Consider the following 18,835-nt stretch of genomic DNA (forward strand, 5'->3'; position numbering starts at 1 on the left):
CCCAGCAGCCCCGCCCACTTTCGCTGCCCCCGCTCGAACCCCCGACGGTCCACCACGGTGCAGCGAATCCACTTGACCAGCACCGCGCCATGGTAAGGCCCCGGAACGTGGCGAGGGTCACGCTCCGGCGGACAGGACACGCGCGAGCGCCCCGGCGCGCGTGGCAGGATGGGCAACCGGCTTTGACCGCCCGGCAGTTCGGGCTGCGGGCACTCGGGGAAGGGGGACGTTCGTGAACGGCATCAGCAAGGGGATCGGCAAGGTCGAGATCGCGCTCAAGTGGGACCCAAGTCCAGCGGGGCAGCCACCCACCGATCTCGACATAGTGGCCGCCACCTATCCGGCGAGCGAGCCGTACGGCGATCCCGCGTATGTGGTGCACTTCGACAGCCGCTCCCCCGACGGCACCATCTATCTCAACCGGGACAGCAAGGACGGCAAGGGCTTCGGCTGGGACGAGGTGCTGACCGTGGAGCTGAACCGGCTCGATGCGCGCTACGCGCGCGTGGTGGTCGGTGTCGCGATCCAGCAGCGGCCCGCGCGACGCACCTTCGTCAGCGTGGTCAACCCGGCTCTGCGCATCCGCGAGGGCTACACCGATCTCGCCCAGGACGACTTCGGCGGGGTCCTCGGGGCGACCGCGGCGACGGTCGCCGAGTTCCGGCGCGACGAAGCGGGAGCGTGGGAGTTCCACCCGGGGCTGATCGGCTTCGAGGACGACCCCACGCACTTCGCGCGCGCCATGGGAACCCTGCGCAGGCCCTGACCCGCGCTCTGTCCCGCAGACGACAGGAGGGGCGCCGGCTCGACGCCGGCGCCCCTCACTCACAGCTCAGCGATCAGCTGCAACCGCTGGTCGAGCCGCAGCCCTCGCAGATGTAGCAGGAGCCGGCCCGCTGCATCTTCGTGCCGCAGGAGAAGCAGAGCGGGGCGTCGGCCTGGATGCCCAGCTGCATCTCCACCAGTTCGGCGCTGGTGTGGGCCTGCTTCGGGGCGGGCTTGGCCGCCTCGGTCTCGGCCTTCGGGGCGGCGACGGCCTTGAGCTCCTGGGCGCGCGGCGCCGACTGGGCCAGGCCCTCGACGTCGACGTCCTCGTCGTCCAGCGGCTCGTAGGAGCCGGTCTCCAGGTGCCGCTGACGCTCCTCGGCGGAGTGGATGCCGAGCGCGGAGCGGGTCTCGAAGGGCAGGAAGTCGAGCGCCAGGCGGCGGAAGATGTAGTCGACGATCGACTGCGCCATCCGCACGTCCGGGTCGTCCGTCATACCGGCCGGCTCGAAGCGCATGTTCGTGAACTTCGAGACGTACGTCTCCAGCGGCACGCCGTACTGGAGGCCGACGGAGACCGCGATGGAGAAGGCGTCCATCATGCCCGCGAGGGTCGAGCCCTGCTTGGACATCTTCAGGAAGACCTCGCCGAGACCGTCGTCCGGGTAGGAGTTGGCGGTCATGTAGCCCTCGGCGCCGCCGACGGTGAAGGACGTGGTGATGCCGGGACGTCCCTTCGGGAGGCGCTTGCGGACCGGGCGGTACTCGACGACCTTCTCGACCTTGGCGGGGGCCTCCTCGGCCTTCACCTCGGGCTTCTTGTCGTCGTCCTTCTTCTTGGCCGACAGCGGCTGGCCGACCTTGCAGTTGTCGCGGTAGATGGCGAGGGCCTTGATGCCCATCTTCCAGGCCTCGAAGTAGATCTCCTCGACCTCCTCGACGGTCGCCGTCTCCGGCATGTTGACCGTCTTGGACAGGGCGCCGGAGATCCACGGCTGGATCGCGGCCATCATGCGGACGTGGCCCATCGGGGAGATGGCGCGCTCGCCCATGGCGCAGTCGAACACCTCGTAGTGCTCCTGCTTGAGGCCGGGGGCGTCGATCACATTGCCGTGCTCGGCGATGTGGGCGACGATCGCCTCGATCTGCTCCTCCTGGTAGCCCAGGCGGCGCAGGGCCTGCGGGACGGTGCCGTTGACGATCTGCATCGAGCCGCCGCCGACCAGCTTCTTGAACTTGACCAGGGCGAGGTCGGGCTCGAGGCCGGTGGTGTCGCAGGACATGGCCAGACCGATGGTGCCGGTCGGGGCGATCACGGACGCCTGGGAGTTACGGAAACCGTTCTTCTCGCCGAGGCGGAGCACGTCGTTCCAGGCCTCCGTGGCGGCGGCCCAGATCGGCGTGTCCAGGTCGTCCATGCGGACGGCCTTGTCGTTGGCGTCGGCGTGCTGCTTCATGACGCGGTTGTGCGCGTCGGCGTTGCGGGCGTAACCGTCGTACGAGCCGACGACCGCGGCGAGCTCCGCGGAGCGGCGGTAGGCCGTACCGGTCATCAGGGAGGTGACGGCACCGGCGAGGGCGCGGCCGCCGTCGGAGTCGTACGCGTGACCGGTGGCCATCAGCAGGGCGCCGAGGTTGGCGTAGCCGATGCCGAGCTGGCGGAACGCGCGGGTGTTCTCGCCGATCTTCTCGGTCGGGAAGTCCGCGAAGCAGATGGAGATGTCCATCGCGGTGATGACCAGCTCGACGACCTTGGCGAAGCGGTCGGCGTCGAAGGACTGGTTGCCCTTGCCGTCGTCCTTCAGGAACTTCATCAGGTTCAGCGAGGCCAGGTTGCAGGACGTGTTGTCCAGGTGCATGTACTCGCTGCAGGGGTTCGAGCCGTTGATGCGGCCGGACTCCGGGCAGGTGTGCCAGTGGTTGATCGTGTCGTCGTACTGGATGCCCGGGTCGGCGCAGGCCCAGGCCGCCTCGGCCATCTTGCGGAAGAGAACCTTGGCGTCGACCTCCTCGATGACCTCGCCGGTCATACGGGCACGCAGGCCGAACTTGCCGCCCTCCTCGACCGCCTTCATGAACTCGTCGTTCACGCGGACCGAGTTGTTGGCGTTCTGGTACTGGACGGACGTGATGTCGTCGCCGCCCAGGTCCATGTCGAAGCCCGCGTCGCGCAGGGCGCGGATCTTCTCCTCTTCCTTGACCTTGGTCTCGATGAAGTCCTCGATGTCGGGGTGGTCGACGTCGAGGATGACCATCTTGGCCGCGCGGCGGGTGGCACCACCGGACTTGATCGTTCCGGCGGAGGCGTCGGCGCCGCGCATGAAGGAGACGGGGCCGGAGGCGTTGCCGCCGGAGGAGAGCAGCTCCTTGGAGGAGCGGATGCGGGACAGGTTCAGGCCGGCGCCGGAGCCGCCCTTGAAGATCATGCCCTCTTCCTTGTACCAGTCGAGGATCGACTCCATGGAGTCGTCGACGGACAGGATGAAACAGGCGGAGACCTGCTGGGGCTGCGGGGTGCCGACGTTGAACCAGACCGGGCTGTTGAAGCTGAAGATCTGGTGCAGGAGCGCGTACGCCAGCTCGTGCTCGAAGATCTCGGCGTCGGCGGGCGAGGAGAAGTACTTGTAGTCCTCACCGGCCTTCCGGTACGTCTTCACGATGCGGTCGATCAGCTGCCTCAGGCTGGTCTCGCGCTGCGGGGTGCCGACGGCACCGCGGAAGTACTTGCTGGTGACGATGTTGACCGCGTTCACCGACCAGAAGTCGGGGAACTCGACGCCACGCTGCTCGAAGTTGACCGAGCCGTCGCGCCAGTTGGTCATGACGACGTCACGGCGCTCCCAGGTCACCTCGTCGTACGGGTGCACGCCGGGGGTGGTGTGGATGCGCTCGATACGCAGTCCCTTGGTCGCCTTGGCGCCCTTCGCTCGGGAACCTCGTGCCGGACCGCTCGCCGTCTCTGTCATGCCGCCTCCCTGTACGGGCGAAAACGCCCTGAAGTGCCCCGATGTTCCCGAAGCACGGTGTTCTGTCTGGTGTTGCGGGCACCCTCTCGCTGCCACCCGCAACAGGTGTTCGATCGCCGCCGACCGGCCGGTTCCGGACGTGATGTCCGGCCGGCCCCTCGGTCAGTCGGCGGCACTCGCGGGCTCGGGGACCGATACGGCCTCTCCCGACCCGCGGTCGTCTTCCTGGCTCCCCGCGCCCGCGTCTCCGTCGCCCGCGGCGGGGCCGCCCGTCTGTTCCCTGAGTTCAGCGATCGCCGCTTCGAAGTCCTCCAGCGAGTCGAACGCCCGGTACACGGACGCGAAGCGCAGGTACGCGACGAGGTCCAGCTCCTGCAGCGGGCCGAGTATGGCCAGCCCCACATCGTGAGTGGTCAGCTCGGCACTCCCGGTGGCCCGCACCGCCTCCTCGACCCGCTGGCCGAGCTGGGCGAGCGCGTCCTCGGTGACAGGCCGCCCCTGGCATGCCTTGCGCACACCGTTGATGACCTTGGCACGGCTGAAAGGCTCGGTGACTCCGGACCGCTTGACCACCATGAGTGAGCACGTCTCCACGGTCGTGAAACGACGGGAGCAGTCGGGACACTGGCGGCGTCTGCGGATCGACGTGCCGTCGTCGGTCGTACGACTGTCGACGACGCGGCTGTCGGGGTGCCTGCAGAAGGGGCAGTGCATGGAACTCCAACCCTCCTCACAGCAGACTCAATGACCTCGGAGGCCTCACGGGCCCCTCGAAGCAGCCCCAAGCATAGGCGATCGCTGCGGGGTCGATGACCCGGGGGACCACAACTTCTGGGCTGCCGTCGTCATCCAACCACTAGATGTGGGGATTGGCCCGTACATGCAGCCCAAGTCGCGTGTCGGTGGCGGCCCCGTCCGCGCACGGCCGTGCAAGCGATGGCGCACGGACGGCGGCGCCGTGCCGGCGTATGGGGAGATAGCGTGGCCGTCACACGGAGAAGCCGTGGCACTCCTGCGCGAACGGGGGCCGGTGCCCGGTCGACGGGGCGCCGGATGGCAGACTGGGGCCCACCCCACAAGGGCGCTTCCCCGGCGGTGAAGAGTACAACAATGGGCACATTTGCCCGCGCGGCACCGCGTCAGCCATACACCCGGACACAAGATCGCGACAGCCGAATCGCGAATTTTCACTCGAACGTGTGTTTGGCGCAACCTTTCGAAAGCAACTACCGTTGTGCAGCAGGGAGACCATCGAGAGGGGCCGACGTGACCACCACCGCAGACAGTGCCATCACTGCCCAGGACCGCTCCCAGGGCCGACTCGAGCCGGTGCATGCGATGAACGAAGCCACGAATCCCGAGGGGCACAAGCGCTCCCTGCCGGGCCGACCTCCAGGCATCCGGGCGGACAGCTCGGGGCTCACCGATCGCCAGCGCCGTGTGATCGAGGTCATCAGGGACTCCGTCCAGCGGCGCGGCTACCCGCCATCGATGCGGGAGATCGGCCAGGCGGTCGGCCTGTCCAGCACCTCCTCGGTCGCACACCAGCTGATGGCACTGGAGCGCAAGGGCTTCCTGCGCCGCGACCCGCACCGCCCGCGCGCCTACGAGGTCCGCGGCTCCGACCAGGCCGCCTCGGTGACCCCCACCGACACCACCGGCAAGCCCGCCGCGTCGTACGTGCCGCTGGTCGGCCGGATCGCCGCCGGTGGCCCCATCCTCGCCGAGGAGTCCGTCGAGGACGTCTTCCCGCTGCCCCGGCAGCTGGTCGGTGACGGAGAGCTGTTCGTCCTGAAGGTCGTCGGCGACTCCATGATCGAGGCCGCGATCTGCGACGGCGACTGGGTCACCGTCCGCCGCCAGCCGGTCGCCGAGAACGGCGACATCGTGGCCGCGATGCTCGACGGCGAGGCCACCGTGAAGCGCTTCAAGCGTGAGGACGGCCACGTCTGGCTTCTCCCGCACAATGCCGCGTACGAGCCCATCCCGGGTGACGACGCGACCATCCTGGGCAAGGTGGTGGCCGTCCTGCGACGCGTATGACGGCCACGACGGGCGCGCTGCCAGCAGTCGGCCGCCCCTCTGACCGGGCCCCGGGACCCCTGCGCCGGTTCCGGGGCCCTGTGCTGTCCCATGTGACGGCCGATGCCTCGGTGGCGGCGGCCGCTGCGTCCTGATCACCGTGGGGGCTGTCCGACTCTTCGGACAGCCCCCACAGTCACTACGCTTCCGCCTGCTTCGCTGCCGCGTCGATCGCCGCGAGCGACTTCCGGACCTGATTACGGTCCGTGGTGTACCAGAAATCGGGCAGTGACGCCTTCAGATAGCTGCCGTAACGCGCCGTCGCCAGCCGCTGGTCCAGCACGGCGACCACGCCCCGGTCGCCTGTCGCACGGACGAGGCGTCCGGCGCCCTGGGCCATGAGCAGCGCCGCGTGGGTGGCGGCGACGGCCATGAAGCCGTTGCCGCCGGCCTCCTCGACCGCCTTCTGCCGGGCGCTCATCAACGGGTCGTCGGGGCGCGGGAACGGGATCTTGTCCATGACGACGAGCTGACAGCTGGGGCCCGGCACGTCGACGCCCTGCCAGAGGGAGAGCGTGCCGAACAGACAGGTCTGGGGATCGGCGGCGAAGTTCTTGATCAGCTCACCCAGGGTCTCTTCGCCCTGGAGGAGGATCGGGAACTCCGGAATGCGCGAGCGCAGCTCCTCCGCGGCGAGCTGGGCGGCACGCATGGAGGAGAACAGGCCCAGGGTCCGGCCGCCGGCCGCCTGGATCAGCTCCGTCAGCTCGTCCAGCATGTCCGCGCGGTCGCCGTCCCGCGCGGGGCGCGCCAGGTGCTTGGCGACATAGAGGATGCCCTGCCTGGGGTAGTCGAACGGCGAACCGACGTCGACGCCCTTCCACTGGGGAAGATCGTCGCCCTCCATTCCCTCCGGGCCGAGCCCCAAAGACGCGCCGACGCCGTTGAAGTCGCCGCCCAGCTTCAAGGTCGCCGAGGTGAGGATCACGGACCGGTCCGCGAACAGCTTCTCGCGCAGCAGGCCCGAGACGGACATGGGAGCGACGCGCAGGGAGGCGCCGAAGCGGTCGTGGCGTTCGTACCAGACGACGTCCCACTCGGCGCCGTTGGTGATCCGCTCCGCCACGTCGTGCACCGTCTCCACGGAGGCCAGCGCCTGCTTGCGGACCGCGTCCTCGTCCTGGACGGACTTGTCGCGGGTCGCGCCGATCGCGGAGATCACGGTGCGGCAGGCGTCCCGCAGCGCCATCAGGGCATAGCCCAGGTCTTCCGGGATCTCCTCCAGACGGCCTGGCAGAGCCAGCTCCATCAGCCGCTCGAAGCCCTCCGCGGCGGTCTGGAGCTGGTCGGCGGCCTTCTCGTTGACCAGCTTCGCGGCGCGGCGCACCGCGCGGTTCACCTGGCCGGGGGTCAGCTCGCCGGTGGCGACGCCGGTGACCCGCGAGACCAGCTCATGCGCCTCGTCGACGATCAGCACCTCGTGCTGCGGCAGGACCGGCGCGCCCTCGATCGCGTCGATCGCGAGCAGGGCGTGATTGGTCACGATCACCTCGGCGAGCTTGGCCCGCTCACGGGCCATCTCGGCGAAGCACTCGGCGCCGTACGCGCACTTCGTCGCCCCCAGGCACTCCCTGGACGACACCGACACCTGGGACCAGGCGCGGTCGGAGATGCCGGGCGTCAGGTCGTCGCGGTCCCCGGTCTCGGTCTCGTCGGCCCAGTCCCGCACGCGCAGCAGGTCCTGACCGAGCTTGCTGGTGGGTGCGGCCGCCTCGAACTGGTCGAACAGACCCTCCTCCTCGTCCTGCGGGACGCCCTCGTGGAGGCGGTGCAGGCAGAGGTAGTTCGACCGGCCCTTCAGCATCGCGAACTCCGGGCGGCGGCGCAGCAGCGGGTGCAGCGCGTCGACCGTGCGCGGCAGGTCCCGCTCCACCAGCTGGCGCTGGAGGGCCAGCGTGGCGGTGGCCACGACCACTCGCTCCCCGTGGGCGAGCGCCGGCACGAGATAGCCGAGCGACTTTCCGGTGCCGGTGCCGGCCTGGACGAGCAGATGGGAGCCGTCGTCGATGGCGGCCTCGACGGCTTCGGCCATGGCCACCTGGCCGGGGCGCTCCATGCCGCCGACAGCGGTGACGGCGGCATGCAGGAGTTCGGGGAGTGAGGGCTTCGTCATAGCGCGACCACCCTACGACCCAGCACTGACAAACGGGGGGTCGCGCCCGGGGCGGGGGACTGGATCAAGACCTCAGGGTCCGTGGGGTGGCGATCGATAGGCATCGATGGGGACCGGCTCATATCGCTGGTGATCGGTTGGCGTGGGCTTCGGACCGTGCGGGTGGCGAATCCGATCGGACGGGGTGCGCATCCGCTGCGCTCGAATCCGGTGGGAACCAAGTCGCCGCGAGCGGTGTACCAGAAGTGACGACGTCGTCGCACGGTGCCACCAGGCACCACCGCGCTACGGCGCATCGCGCCGGACCCGCTCCCGGACCATGAGGGCGGCCCGCTTGCCGGGCAGCTCCACCTCACCGGAGACGCGGAAGCCCGCGCGCAGGAATGCGGACAGGGAGGGTGTGTTGCGAATGTCGGGTTCGGCGACGACACGGGCGCAGGCGGAGCGCCGGTCGAGGATGAGCTGGGCGATGGCTTCGAGGAGGGCACTGCCGAGCCCTCGCCCCCGGTCGGCGGGCTGGCCGATGAGGAGGTGGATCCCGGTGTCATGAGGCCGGGCGGGATAGTGCCGGGCGAGCGGGTCGAGGTCGGCCCGGTAGATCTCCCAGTAGCCGATCGGTGTGCCGTCCAGGACACCGAGGCACGGGGCACTTCTCCCGTCGCCGGCGAGCTGGGTCCGCAAGTGAAGTGCGGTCACCACCGGCGGGCCCGCCAGATGCCAGTACGCGGCCACGGCGGGGTCGTTCATCCAGCCGCTGATGAGCGCGAGGTCCCGCTCGATCTGCACGGGGACGAGTTGAAAGGTGCCGACGGGCGTGGCAGTGGGGCCCCACTCGGCTACGTGGTCGAGCGGATCGTCCTCCGCGAACCTCATGGCCGGCTCGGGTGGCAGGCGTGGATCCAGCGTGTCCTCGATGTCGGCACGCGCTTCGGTGGCGGACAGGGCGAGGCTCCTCTCGGGATGCGGGGCGTGGCGGTGACGGGCGGGAATTCAGAGATGGAGGGGGTTGGCGATGGTGACGTAGACGGACTGGGTGTCGACCGGGCCGACGAGTTCGTCCAGGCCGTGCAGCCGCGTGAGGAGGTTGGCCTTGCAGCGCAGGACGGGTGAGTCGAGCAGCCGGGCGGGCAGGGAACTGCGCATGCGGGCAGCTCCGGAGGCGGCATCGCCGAGGAAGCGGCGGAACGCGGCGAGCAACAGCTGCTCGTCGACGAGGCGTTGGGATCCGAAGGCGCCGATGAGACCGAACACGTTGTTGATCGCCAGGTAGTAGGCGAAGCGTTCGTCCGCGATGTCGTCCGACACGAATGTGTCGCTGTGCTCACCGATTCCGGGCAGGCGGGCATCGAGTTCCGCTCGGCGGGACTCACGGAAGTAGTAGCCCTGGTTGTCGCGGTAGCGGCCGCCCGCGGGCCAGCCATGGCCGTCCAGCAGGAGCAAGGTGTTCTGCTGGTGGGCCTCCAGGGCGACTCCCGCCTCGCCGTCCAGCCACAGCACGGGACGGACGACCCGTTCGAGGTAGCGCAGGAACCACTCGGCGGCGACGGCCGCGCCCGGCCGGCCGGTCAGTGTGGCGAGTCGTCCGACCAGCTGGGCCAGCCGGGAGTGGACCGGCTGGGTTGCCGGTGCCCGCACCGGTGCTTGGGGCGTCACGAGCCCCGCGACGCAGGACACGTCGTCGGCAGGGGCGAACGGGTTGTGCCGGATCATCACGTCCAGCCCGGTCACGGGGCTGCCCTCGGGTCCGTCGACGGCGAGCCAGGCCGGATCGCGGACGATGTCGAAGCACGGGTGCGCGGCACGCCACTGCTGGGACAGCCCGAAGCGGAGCAGGCGGTGCACCTCCGCTCCTCGGTGAAGTTCCTTGCGGAGGTTCTCGCGACGGGAGTTGGTGATGCGCAGGCCCAGGGAGAGCTTGAGCATGGCCGGGGCTTCGGACCGGTAGACGGTGCGGACGGAGGAGGTGGGGTGCCAGGGGGCGCCGTGTGTGCCCAGGTCCCGGAGCAGCCCGGCGTCGAGGAGCGACGCGATCTCGGGACTGTGCCGGATCTCGCGGAACTGCCAGGGGTGCAGCGGCAGGGCGGCGTGCCCCTCGGGCAGCGCCAGGTCCGGCCCGGCCAGGCGCGCGGTGAGGCGGGGCGCGGGGACGGGTCTGCCGCGCTCGGTCCAGGCGGAGTCGGTGGCGAGCAGGGAGGGAGCGACAGCGAGCCAGTGGAGTGGGAAGGAGCCGCGCAGTTCGGGTGAGTAGGGCCGTGCTTCGGCTTCGGTGATGCCTTCACGGCTCTTCGGGGTCGGATGCAGAGGGTGCCCGAGCAGCAGTGCCTGTTCGGCGGCGAGGAAGAGGTCGGAAGTGTCCGCGACGACGCTTCGGCGTTCGTGGAGGAAGGAGGTGACCCGGCGGACCGAGTCCGCGACGCGGCCGACGAGTTCGGGACCTTGGCTGGGACCGAGGTCCAGAGGCAGGTCGTTCGGCTCGGGCGTCCCAGCCGAAGGTACGCGGTGCGCATGGAAATTCCCGGCCCTCTCTCGGGCGAGCAGGGCGGCAACGGTCACCGCGTCGAGCGGCGGGCACAGGTGAGGGGCGCCGGCCAGATACGGCAGTCCGAAGCGGTGCCAGCCGGTGGCGGACGAGTAGTGCACCGGGGTCAGCAGTGCGGTGGCGCTGGCGGGGAGGGGGATACGGAGGGTGCCGTGGGCGGGGACGGTGATGTCCGCCTCGCGGACCCAGCAGCGCAGCAGGTTCTCCACGGCCGCGGACTCGGCGGCGATACGGGGGTCCGGGTGCTGAAGCAAGTCGTGGGCGGCGCCCGGCCGGAGCCGGTCGGGGTGACCCGAGCCCCCCTGGTGACCGGGGACCACTTCCGTGGCCGACTCGGAAGGGGGCCGTGTCCCGGGCAGGCCCGGCTCTGATGGGTGGGAGCGGGTGCGGCCATCGGTGATGGGGGTGGTGTGCAAGGCGGTTCCTTGGAGGGTGTTCTGGCGCGTGGGGGGCGTGCCGAGCGGTACGGCGAAGAGGCCAGGGACGGACGGTCCGGCCCTGGGCGGTGAGCGGACCGACGGGAGGTAATCGGCGTGGCGGCACGGACATCGGTGGCGGCATGGGTGGGGGCATCGACGGGCTCCGGGGAGGTAGAGAAGACGGGCGGCAGGACGAGCCGGGGAGCGGTACGTCCGCCGGGCGGGAAGGGCGCGTACGCAAGGGCTGCCTCGCTACCGCGCCGGTTCTGCCGGCTCACCGGACTCGTGCTGCCGCTCGCCCTGGCGGTGCGGCCGGTCCGGGCGGTGCCGGCCGTGGGGGATGTGACCACGGGAGTGGTCTCGGGCCACCGCTGCCAGCGCGTCGGCCAGCCGGTCGAGCATCGCGGCGGCCTGCTCGTCGCTGATCGTCAGCGGTGGCAGCAGCCGTACGACACTCCGTTCACCGCCGCTGGGACCTCCCCGGTCACCGCCACCGAGTCCGACGATCAAGCCCCGGCGCAGGCACTCGCGCTGGACCGCCGTGGCGAGGTGGGGCGCGGGCGGGCGTGGAGGCCGCGCGGGGTACGGGCCGGCCGTCGGCCGTGTGACGCCTCCGCCTGGGCTGTGCGGCAGGGGAACACCGGCCGCCGCGCCGCTCCCCTCCCTCGGCGCGCACCGGGCCTCACCCGCGACCGGACCGGCGTCCACCTCGGGGCCCACCAGCTCGACCCCGATCATCAGTCCCCGGCCGCGCACCTCTCCGACGCAGGTGAGGTTCCGGGTGAGTTCCCGCAGCTGGGAGAGGATCCGGGAGCCGAGAGCGTCGGCCCGTTCGGCGAGACGGTGGTGCCTGACGTGGGCGAGGGTGGCGGCACCGGCGGCCATGGCCAGCTGGTTTCCGCGGAACGGGCCGGCGTGGTGAGCCGGTTCCCCGGAGTCCAGGAGGTCGTCACGGTGGACGACGACGGCCAGCGGGAGGCTGCCGCCGATGGCCTTGGACAGGATCATCACGTCGGGCGTGACCCCACTGTGCTCGACGGCCCAGAAAGCTCCGGTGCGGCCCACGCCGGTGTGCGACTCGTCGACGATCAGCGGCACGGACCGAGCCGCCGTGATCTGCCGCATGCGGCGCAGCCACTCGTCGGGCGCGGGGATCACCCCCTCACCCTGCACGGGTTCGAGGATCATCCCGGCAGGCGCGGTGGCGGGCCCGGCGCCGGACAGACCGGGAAGATCAGGGACGGCCGGAACCCCCGGCGGTTCGGGGAGGGCATCGGTGTCGAACGACGCGGGGGGCCAGGGGGTCTCCGGTGCGGCGTCGACCGCAGAGGTTCCCGGAGCGCCGTGAGCCTTGGACGGCCGACAGCACGGCACCGCTGTGTCCGCGCCGTCCAGCACCGCCTCCGTCCAGCGAGCGGCGAGTTCGGCTCCGTGGGGGCCGCCGAGTCCGAAGAGGCAGCGGTAGTCCTGCGGGTAGGGCAGCGGACGGCTGGTGAGGCCGAGAGCGGCAAGGGGCTGCGCTCGGGATCCGGTGCCGTGCTCGCCGCCGGCGAAGCCGAGGATCCCGGTGCGGCCGGTGGCGGCCCGCACCAGCGCGCAGGCGGTGGTCACCGCGTCGGTGCCGGCCGGTCCGCAGAACCGTACGCGGGCGCGGTCGGCGAGCCCGGACGGCAGGGTACGCCGCAGTTCGGTGACGAAGGCTGCCTCGACGGGGGTGGTGAGATCGGGCACGTTCAGTGGTGCGCCGGAGTCGAGGACCTTGCGGATCGCCTCCAGGACGACCGGGTGGTTGTGGCCGAGGGCGAGGGTGCCCGCGCCGGAGAGACAGTCCAGATAGCGGCGCCCGTCGGCACCTTCGACGGTCAGCCCGCGGGCTCGCACGGGTACGACGGGCAGAGCGTGCGGATAGGTGCGCGCCGCCGGTTCCCTCGCCGGTGGGCGTCGGGGAATCTCCTCAGTCATGGCCACGGCTCCTCGTCCTTTCGCCGTCCGCCGAGGAGTTGACCGCTCGCTCCGGCCCGTCCGTCCCTCGCCCACCGCGCCGCCTGCTCAACACCGACCCACATCCGCCCGGGCCCGGAGTCCACACCCCGGCCCGGGGGCTCTGTCTCCGCCACCGGCTCCGCCTGTTCGCCCGCCCCGTCCGCCTGCGTCCGAGCACGCAGACCCCACCGCTACCAACCCCGCTCTAGGCACCGGGTTACGGGTTGCTTCAAGATCCTTGCCGTGACGGAACCGTTGCCGTTCCATCGGAAGTCCCCCACAGCGAGCGCATAGTGTGGGGTGCCATTCCCGGAAGGCCGTGCGAGCAGACCGAGTTCCGTTTGGGCTCGGGTCCGAGTCGCGGCCGCTGCGCCAAGTCAGTCCACCTCAGGGGGAGTAACACCATGCGATCCATACGGCCGTCGTTCACCGCTCGCAGGGAGAGGAGCGGGCGTCGCAGAACCTCCCCCGTGCTGACCGCGGTGGCCTTGGCCTCGGTGCTCACGCTCACCGCCACCGCCTGCGAGTCGGGCGATGCCGAGGCGGGCGGCGAGGCGACGGCCTCCGCGGCGGCGGGGGACGGCAAGATCCAGATCCCGGACGACCTGAAGGACCGTCTCAAGGAACACGGGATCGACATCGACAAGTGGCGGGACGGCGCCTGGAAGAACTGGGACAAGGACGACTGGCTGCGCGAGGCCGAGGACTTCGTCAACCCGATCATCGAGGACCTGTGGGACCCGGACCGGATGCGGGAGGCAGAGGAGCCGGACCAGGAGGTCGACGAGAGCGACATCTCCGGTGACCAGGGCGTGACCGACCCGGAGCCGGCTCCGGTGCAGGCGGAGGCCGTGCCGGCCTCGTACCACGCCAACGCGCCCGAGGCGGGCAAGGTGTTCTTCGACTCCCCCGAGGGCACGATGGTCTGCTCGGCGACGGTCGTGAAGGACCCCGCGAACCCCGGCAAGTCGAACCTGGTGTGGACCGCGGGGCACTGTGTGCACGCGGGCAAGAGCGGTGGCTGGTACCGCAACATCGCGTTCGTGCCGTCGTACAACGACGCCGGCAAGTCGGCCGCGGAACTGCAGGACGCCACCAAGGAAGAGGTCGCCCCGTACGGCGTCTGGTGGGGTGACTGGGTGCAGACCTCCGACCAGTGGATCGAGCAGGGCGGTGCGACCGGCGGTGACGGCGCCCCGTACGACTTCGCCGTCATCCATGTGACGCCTGAGGAGGGCAGCGGCGGCAGGTCGCTGGAGGAGATGGTCGGTTCGGCACTGCCCGTGGACTTCAACGCCCCGGCGGTGTCGAAGATCGAGAACATGACGGCGATCGGTTATCCGGCGGCGCCGCCGTACGACGGCCAGACGCTGTACCGGTGCGAGGACAAGCCGGGCCGGCTGTCGATCCAGGCCGCGGACCCGACGATGTACCGCATCGGCTGCACCATGACCGGCGGTTCGTCCGGTGGCGGCTGGGTCGCGACGGGCTCGGACGGCAAGCCGGCGCTGGTGTCCAACACCTCGATCGGCCCGATCACCGCGGGCTGGCTGGCGGGCCCGCGGCTGGGCAAGGAGGCCAAGGCCGTGTTCGACGAGGTGAGCGGCAAGTTCGCCGGCCAGTGACGGCCGGATAGGAAAATGGCGGCGGGTACCTGCGGAAACCTTCACGCGGTCCCGCCGCCGTTCGCTCCCAACCCCACGGGCATGGTGGGGTGTCGCATGCGGGATCGAGTCCCTCCGCGGACTCCCCCGCTCGACATGACAAGCACATGACATTCACGCGTTTCTACGGGGGTCATCGCACCATGCGTTCCATACGCACGCCCGCAACACCGCAGCGGCGCCGGCGTACCGTTCTCGCCGCCACCGGCCTGGTCGCCGCTCTGGCACTCACCGCGACCGCCTGCAACGGCTCCGACGAGCAGCGGGCGGCCGACCAGGCGGGCGCCACCGCCTCCCAGGGTGCCGACGGCGCCGGTGACAGCGCTGGTGACAACGCCGGTGAGGGCAAGATCGGCATACCGTCCGGCATCGCGGGCCGGCTCGAGGAGCACGGCATCGACGTCGACGACTGGAAGAACGGCGGCTGGAAGAACTGGGACAAGGGCAAGTGGCTCAGTGAGGCCAAGGACTTCGTCAACCCCGTGATCGAGGGGCTGTGGAAGCCGGAGCGGATGCAGTCCGCGAAGGAGGCCGACAAGACGGTCACGACCAAGGACACGTCCGCCGGCCAGGGCGTGAGCGACCCGGAGCCCGCGCCGGTCCAGGCCACGGCCGAGAAGACGCCGTACCACGACAACGCCGCCCCGGTCGGCAAGATCTTCTTCGACTCCCCCGAGGGCTCGATGGTCTGCTCGGGCACGGTCATCAAGGACGTGAACCACCCGGGCAAGTCCAACCTCGTGTGGACGGCCGGCCACTGCGTGCACGCGGGTCAGAGCGGCGGCTGGTACCGGAACATCGTGTTCGTCCCGGCCTTCAACGACCTCGGGAAGTCCGACACCGAGCTGAACGACGCCGACCCTGTCGAGATCGCCCCCTACGGCAACTGGTGGGCGGACTGGGCCTCTACCTCGAACGGCTGGATCGAGGGCGGCTCCGAGACCGGCGGCGCGGGCGCGGCGTACGACTACGCCGTGCTGCATGTGCAGCCGGAGCAGGGCTCCACGTCCCTGGAGGAGACCGTCGGCGCCGCGCTGGACGTGGACTTCTCCGCACCGTCCGCGGCCGAGGCCGGGAGCATGGGCGCCTGGGGCTACCCGGCGGCACCGCCGTACAACGGGCTGAAGATGTTCAAGTGCCTGGACCAGCCGGGCCGGCTCTCGCTGAGCCCCGCGCTGCCGACGATGTACCGCATCGGCTGCACCATGACCGGTGGTTCGTCCGGCGGCGGCTGGTTCCGGGTGGTGGACGGCGAGACCAAGCTGGTCTCCAACACGTCGATCGGCCCGGCCGACAACACCTGGCTGGCCGGCCCGCAGCTCGGCCAGGATGCCCGGGCGCTGTACCGGAACATGAGCGAGACCTACGGCGGTCGGTGACGCCGACGGGCACCGAACAGGCCGAAGGCCCGCCCCCGCGTGCGGCGGGGAGCGGGCCTTCGGGCGTTCTCGGTCGTCCGCCGGGGCCGATGGCCGGAGTGGTCGGACTCGTCTGACCGGTCAGACCGCCGAAGCCGGAGCGTACGGCGTCAGTTCGGCCGCCAGCTCCTCGTGCACCCGGACCTTGAGCAGGGTGCCCTCCGCGGTGTGCTCCTCGGAGATCACCTCGCCCTCGTCATGGGCACGGGCGACCAGCTTGCCGTGCGTGTACGGCACCAGCGCCTCGATCTCGACCGCCGGGCGCGGCAGCTCGTTGTCGATCAGCGCCAGCAGCTCCGTGATGCCCCGGCCGGTACGGGCCGAGACCGCGATGGAGCGCTTCTCGATCCGCATCAGCCGCTGGAGCACCAGCGGATCCGCGGCGTCGGCCTTGTTGATGACCACGATCTCGGGCACGTCGGTGGCGCCGACGTCCCGGATCACCTCGCGCACGGCGGCCAGCTGCTCCTCCGGCGTCGGGTGCGAACCGTCCACCACGTGCAGGATCAGGTCGGAGTCGCCGACCTCCTCCATCGTGGAGCGGAACGCCTCGACCAGGTGGTGCGGCAGGTGCCGGACGAAGCCGACGGTGTCGGCCAGCGTGTACAGCCGGCCGCTCGGGGTCTCGGCCCGGCGCACGGTCGGGTCCAGGGTCGCGAACAGCGCGTTCTCGACCAGGACGCCCGCGCCGGTGAGGCGGTTGAGCAGCGAGGACTTGCCCGCGTTGGTGTAGCCCGCGATCGCGACGGAGGGCACCTTGTGGCGACGGCGCTCCTGGCGCTTGATGTCGCGTCCGGTCTTCATCTCCGCGATCTCCCGGCGCATCTTCGCCATCTTCTCGCGGATCCGGCGCCGGTCCGTCTCGATCTTGGTCTCACCGGGACCACGGGTGGCGAGGCCGCCGCCCTTGCCGCCGCCCATCTGCCGGGACAGCGACTGGCCCCAGCCGCGGAGCCTCGGCAGCATGTACTGCATCTGCGCGAGGGCGACCTGCGCCTTGCCCTCTCGGGACTTGGCGTGCTGGGCGAAGATGTCCAGGATCAGGGCCGTACGGTCGATGACCTTGACCTTGACGACGTCTTCGAGATGGATCAGCTGGCCCGGGCTCAGCTCACCGTCGCAGATCACGGTGTCCGCGCCGGTCTCGAGCACGATGTCGCGCAGTTCCTCGGCCTTGCCGGAGCCGATGTAGGTGGCCGCGTCGGGCTTGTCACGGCGCTGGATCACGCCGTCGAGCACGAGCGCGCCCGCGGTCTCCGCGAGGGCCGCCAGCTCCGCGAGGGAGTTCTCCGCGTCCTGCACGGTCCCCGAGGTCCAGACGCCGACGAGCACGACCCGCTCCAGGCGGAGCTGGCGGTACTCGACCTCGGTGACGTCCTCGAGCTCGGTGGAGAGGCCCGCCACGCGGCGCAGAGCCGCGCGCTCGGAGCGGTCGAACTGGTCGCCGTCCCGCTCTCCGTCGATCTCGAGGCTCCAGGCGACGTCCTCTTCCATCAGGGCATCGGCCCGAAGACCCTCGGGGTAGTCGTGCGCAAGGCGCTTGCGCTGGGTGTCCTGGGAAGGGGAAGAAGAGGAGGTCATTGGGTCCTTACGTCGTTGGGGTTTCCGTTGTGCGGGCGGAGCCGGAGCCGGTCCGTCATTGCTCTCAACGCACGAGCGCTCCGGGAGATTCCCGTGCCCCGTCGCGTGCCTGCGGAAAAGATGGTCGCACGGGACGCCCCGTCTCGTCACCGTGTTATTACCCGGCCGCCTCCGCCCCAATCTCCTGTGCTATTTCCCGGCCGCCCCGGCGGGCGCGTCCGACGTCCAGTCCGGGTGCCCGGGCATCGGCGGTGTCTTCTCGCCGTACAGCCAGCCCTGGAGGAAGCCGGTGAGATCGCGTCCGGAGATCTTCCCGGCGAGCCGCACGAAGTCGGCCGTGCCGGCCGTGGCGTCCTTGTGGCGGGTCACCCACACCCGCTCCAGCCGCTCGAAGGCCGGCCGGCCGATCTCCTGGCGCAGCGCGTAGAGGACCAGGGCCGCGCCGTCGTAGACGTTGGGGCGGAAGATCCCGAGCCGGTTGCCGGCCTCGGAGGCCTTGGGCTCGGCGGGCGGTCCGCCGGCCGCGCGCCAGCGGTCGGAGGCGCGGTACGCGGCCTTCATCCGGGTCTCCAGGGGCCGGTCGGCCTTCTCGTCCGCGTACAGCGCCTCGTACCAGGTGGCGTGTCCCTCGTTCAGCCACAGGTCGGACCAGTCGCGCGGGGTGACGCTGTTGCCGAACCACTGGTGGGCCAGCTCGTGCACCATGATCGAGTCGACGTACCACGTGGGGAACGCGGGATCGGTGAACAGCTCCGTCTCGAAGAGGGAGAGCGTCTGTGTCTCCAGTTCGAAGCCGGTGGAGGCGTCCGCCATGAGCACGCCGTACGTCTCGAAGGGGTACGGCCCGATCCTGCGCTCCATCCAGGCGATCTGGCCGGGCGTCTTGGCCAGCCACGGTTCCAGCCGCTCGCGCTGGGCGGTGGGGACGACGTCCCGGATCGGCAGTCCGCGCGGACCGGTGCGGTGCACCACCGTGGAGCGGCCGATGGAGATCTGGGCCAGCTCGGTGGCCATGGGGTGGTGGGTGCGGTACGTCCAGGTGGTCGCCGCGGCCGCTCGCTCGATGCCGGAGGGGAGGCCGTTGGCGACGGCCGTGTAGCCCTCCGGCGTGGTCACCCGGAAGGTGAACATCGCCTTGTCCGAGGGGTGGTCGTTGCAGGGGAACACCAGGTGCGCGGCGTCGGCCTGGTTCGCCATGGCGAGGCCGTCCGCGGTCCGCACCCAGCCGCCCTCCCTGCCCTTCCCGGCCATCGGGTCGCTGCTGTGCCGTACGACGATGCGCGTCCGCTGTCCGGCGGACAGCGG

The 18,835-nt window shown here is 70.6% G+C and carries 12 protein-coding genes and 1 pseudogene; 4 read left to right on the top strand and 9 right to left on the bottom strand.

Annotated features, from left to right (window positions below; translation table 11 throughout):
• Positions 1–83, bottom strand: a pseudogene (locus CCN42_RS41245) (DUF4937 domain-containing protein); the annotation flags it as partial.
• 149 nt (positions 84–232) lie between these two features.
• On the opposite strand from CCN42_RS41245, the gene CCN42_RS10250 reads away from it, so the two are divergent.
• Positions 233–766: a TerD family protein gene (locus CCN42_RS10250; protein ID WP_086734752.1), complete on the top strand. Its 534-nt coding sequence runs from the start codon at positions 233–235 to the stop codon at positions 764–766.
• Between the two features lie 73 nt (positions 767–839).
• Here CCN42_RS10250 and CCN42_RS10255 read toward each other — a convergent pair whose 3' ends face one another.
• Entirely contained in the window at positions 840–3,731 is a 2,892-nt protein-coding gene (locus tag CCN42_RS10255; RefSeq protein WP_086734755.1) for a vitamin B12-dependent ribonucleotide reductase, read from the bottom strand.
• A 162-nt stretch (positions 3,732–3,893) separates the two neighbouring features.
• Positions 3,894–4,445 (bottom strand): transcriptional regulator NrdR, encoded by a 552-nt coding sequence (gene nrdR / locus CCN42_RS10260; RefSeq protein WP_086734757.1) that lies wholly within the window; start codon positions 4,443–4,445, stop codon positions 3,894–3,896.
• A 552-nt stretch (positions 4,446–4,997) separates the two neighbouring features.
• Here nrdR and lexA point away from each other — a divergent pair.
• Positions 4,998–5,774 (top strand): transcriptional repressor LexA, encoded by a 777-nt coding sequence (gene lexA, locus CCN42_RS10265; RefSeq protein ID WP_086734759.1) that lies wholly within the window; start codon positions 4,998–5,000, stop codon positions 5,772–5,774.
• Positions 5,775–5,952: 178 nt separating this feature from the next.
• Here lexA and CCN42_RS10270 read toward each other — a convergent pair whose 3' ends face one another.
• The 4 genes from CCN42_RS10270 to CCN42_RS44290 form a co-directional block, all read right to left on the bottom strand.
• A complete protein-coding gene (locus CCN42_RS10270) occupies positions 5,953–7,926 on the bottom strand; it encodes an ATP-dependent DNA helicase (protein ID WP_086734761.1) in 1,974 nt (657 codons plus the stop codon).
• Between the two features lie 285 nt (positions 7,927–8,211).
• The gene (locus CCN42_RS10275) at positions 8,212–8,868 is read right to left on the bottom strand and encodes a GNAT family N-acetyltransferase (protein ID WP_422641152.1); all 657 of its coding nucleotides are present in this window, start codon (positions 8,866–8,868) and stop codon (positions 8,212–8,214) included.
• A gap of 48 nt (positions 8,869–8,916) precedes the next feature.
• The gene (locus CCN42_RS10280) at positions 8,917–10,881 is read right to left on the bottom strand and encodes an IucA/IucC family protein (RefSeq protein ID WP_086734765.1); all 1,965 of its coding nucleotides are present in this window, start codon (positions 10,879–10,881) and stop codon (positions 8,917–8,919) included.
• A gap of 255 nt (positions 10,882–11,136) precedes the next feature.
• Positions 11,137–12,846: an aminotransferase class III-fold pyridoxal phosphate-dependent enzyme gene (locus CCN42_RS44290; protein ID WP_245877217.1), complete on the bottom strand. Its 1,710-nt coding sequence runs from the start codon at positions 12,844–12,846 to the stop codon at positions 11,137–11,139.
• A 425-nt stretch (positions 12,847–13,271) separates the two neighbouring features.
• Here CCN42_RS44290 and CCN42_RS10295 point away from each other — a divergent pair, with 425 nt between their 5' ends.
• Positions 13,272–14,492: a trypsin-like serine peptidase gene (locus tag CCN42_RS10295; RefSeq protein ID WP_086734766.1), complete on the top strand. Its 1,221-nt coding sequence runs from the start codon at positions 13,272–13,274 to the stop codon at positions 14,490–14,492.
• A gap of 182 nt (positions 14,493–14,674) precedes the next feature.
• Positions 14,675–15,910 (top strand): trypsin-like serine peptidase, encoded by a 1,236-nt coding sequence (locus CCN42_RS10300; protein WP_086734768.1) that lies wholly within the window; start codon positions 14,675–14,677, stop codon positions 15,908–15,910.
• 120 nt (positions 15,911–16,030) lie between these two features.
• Here CCN42_RS10300 and hflX read toward each other — a convergent pair whose 3' ends face one another.
• Positions 16,031–17,530, bottom strand: a complete 1,500-nt coding sequence (gene hflX / locus CCN42_RS10305; RefSeq protein ID WP_086168951.1) for a GTPase HflX — start codon at positions 17,528–17,530, stop codon at positions 16,031–16,033.
• 189 nt (positions 17,531–17,719) lie between these two features.
• Positions 17,720–18,835: M1 family metallopeptidase (locus tag CCN42_RS10310; protein WP_107427577.1), on the bottom strand; the 1,116-nt coding region annotated here is incomplete at its 5' end.

Source organism: Streptomyces glaucescens (assembly GCF_002154375.1).
In the GTDB taxonomy this organism is placed as follows: Bacteria; Actinomycetota; Actinomycetes; order Streptomycetales; family Streptomycetaceae; genus Streptomyces; species Streptomyces glaucescens.

Bases quoted from the DNA above. Each gene is read 5' to 3' on its own strand.
- CCN42_RS10255 (WP_086734755.1), bottom strand. From the start codon at position 3,731: ATGACAGAGACGGCGAGCGGTCCGGCACGAGGTTCCCGAGCGAAGGGC.
- nrdR (WP_086734757.1), bottom strand. From the start codon at position 4,445: ATGCACTGCCCCTTCTGCAGGCACCCCGACAGCCGCGTCGTCGACAGT.
- CCN42_RS10270 (WP_086734761.1), bottom strand. From the start codon at position 7,926: ATGACGAAGCCCTCACTCCCCGAACTCCTGCATGCCGCCGTCACCGCT.
- CCN42_RS44290 (WP_245877217.1), bottom strand. From the start codon at position 12,846: ATGACTGAGGAGATTCCCCGACGCCCACCGGCGAGGGAACCGGCGGCG.
- CCN42_RS10295 (WP_086734766.1), top strand. From the start codon at position 13,272: ATGCGATCCATACGGCCGTCGTTCACCGCTCGCAGGGAGAGGAGCGGG.
- CCN42_RS10300 (WP_086734768.1), top strand. From the start codon at position 14,675: ATGCGTTCCATACGCACGCCCGCAACACCGCAGCGGCGCCGGCGTACC.
- hflX (WP_086168951.1), bottom strand. From the start codon at position 17,530: ATGACCTCCTCTTCTTCCCCTTCCCAGGACACCCAGCGCAAGCGCCTT.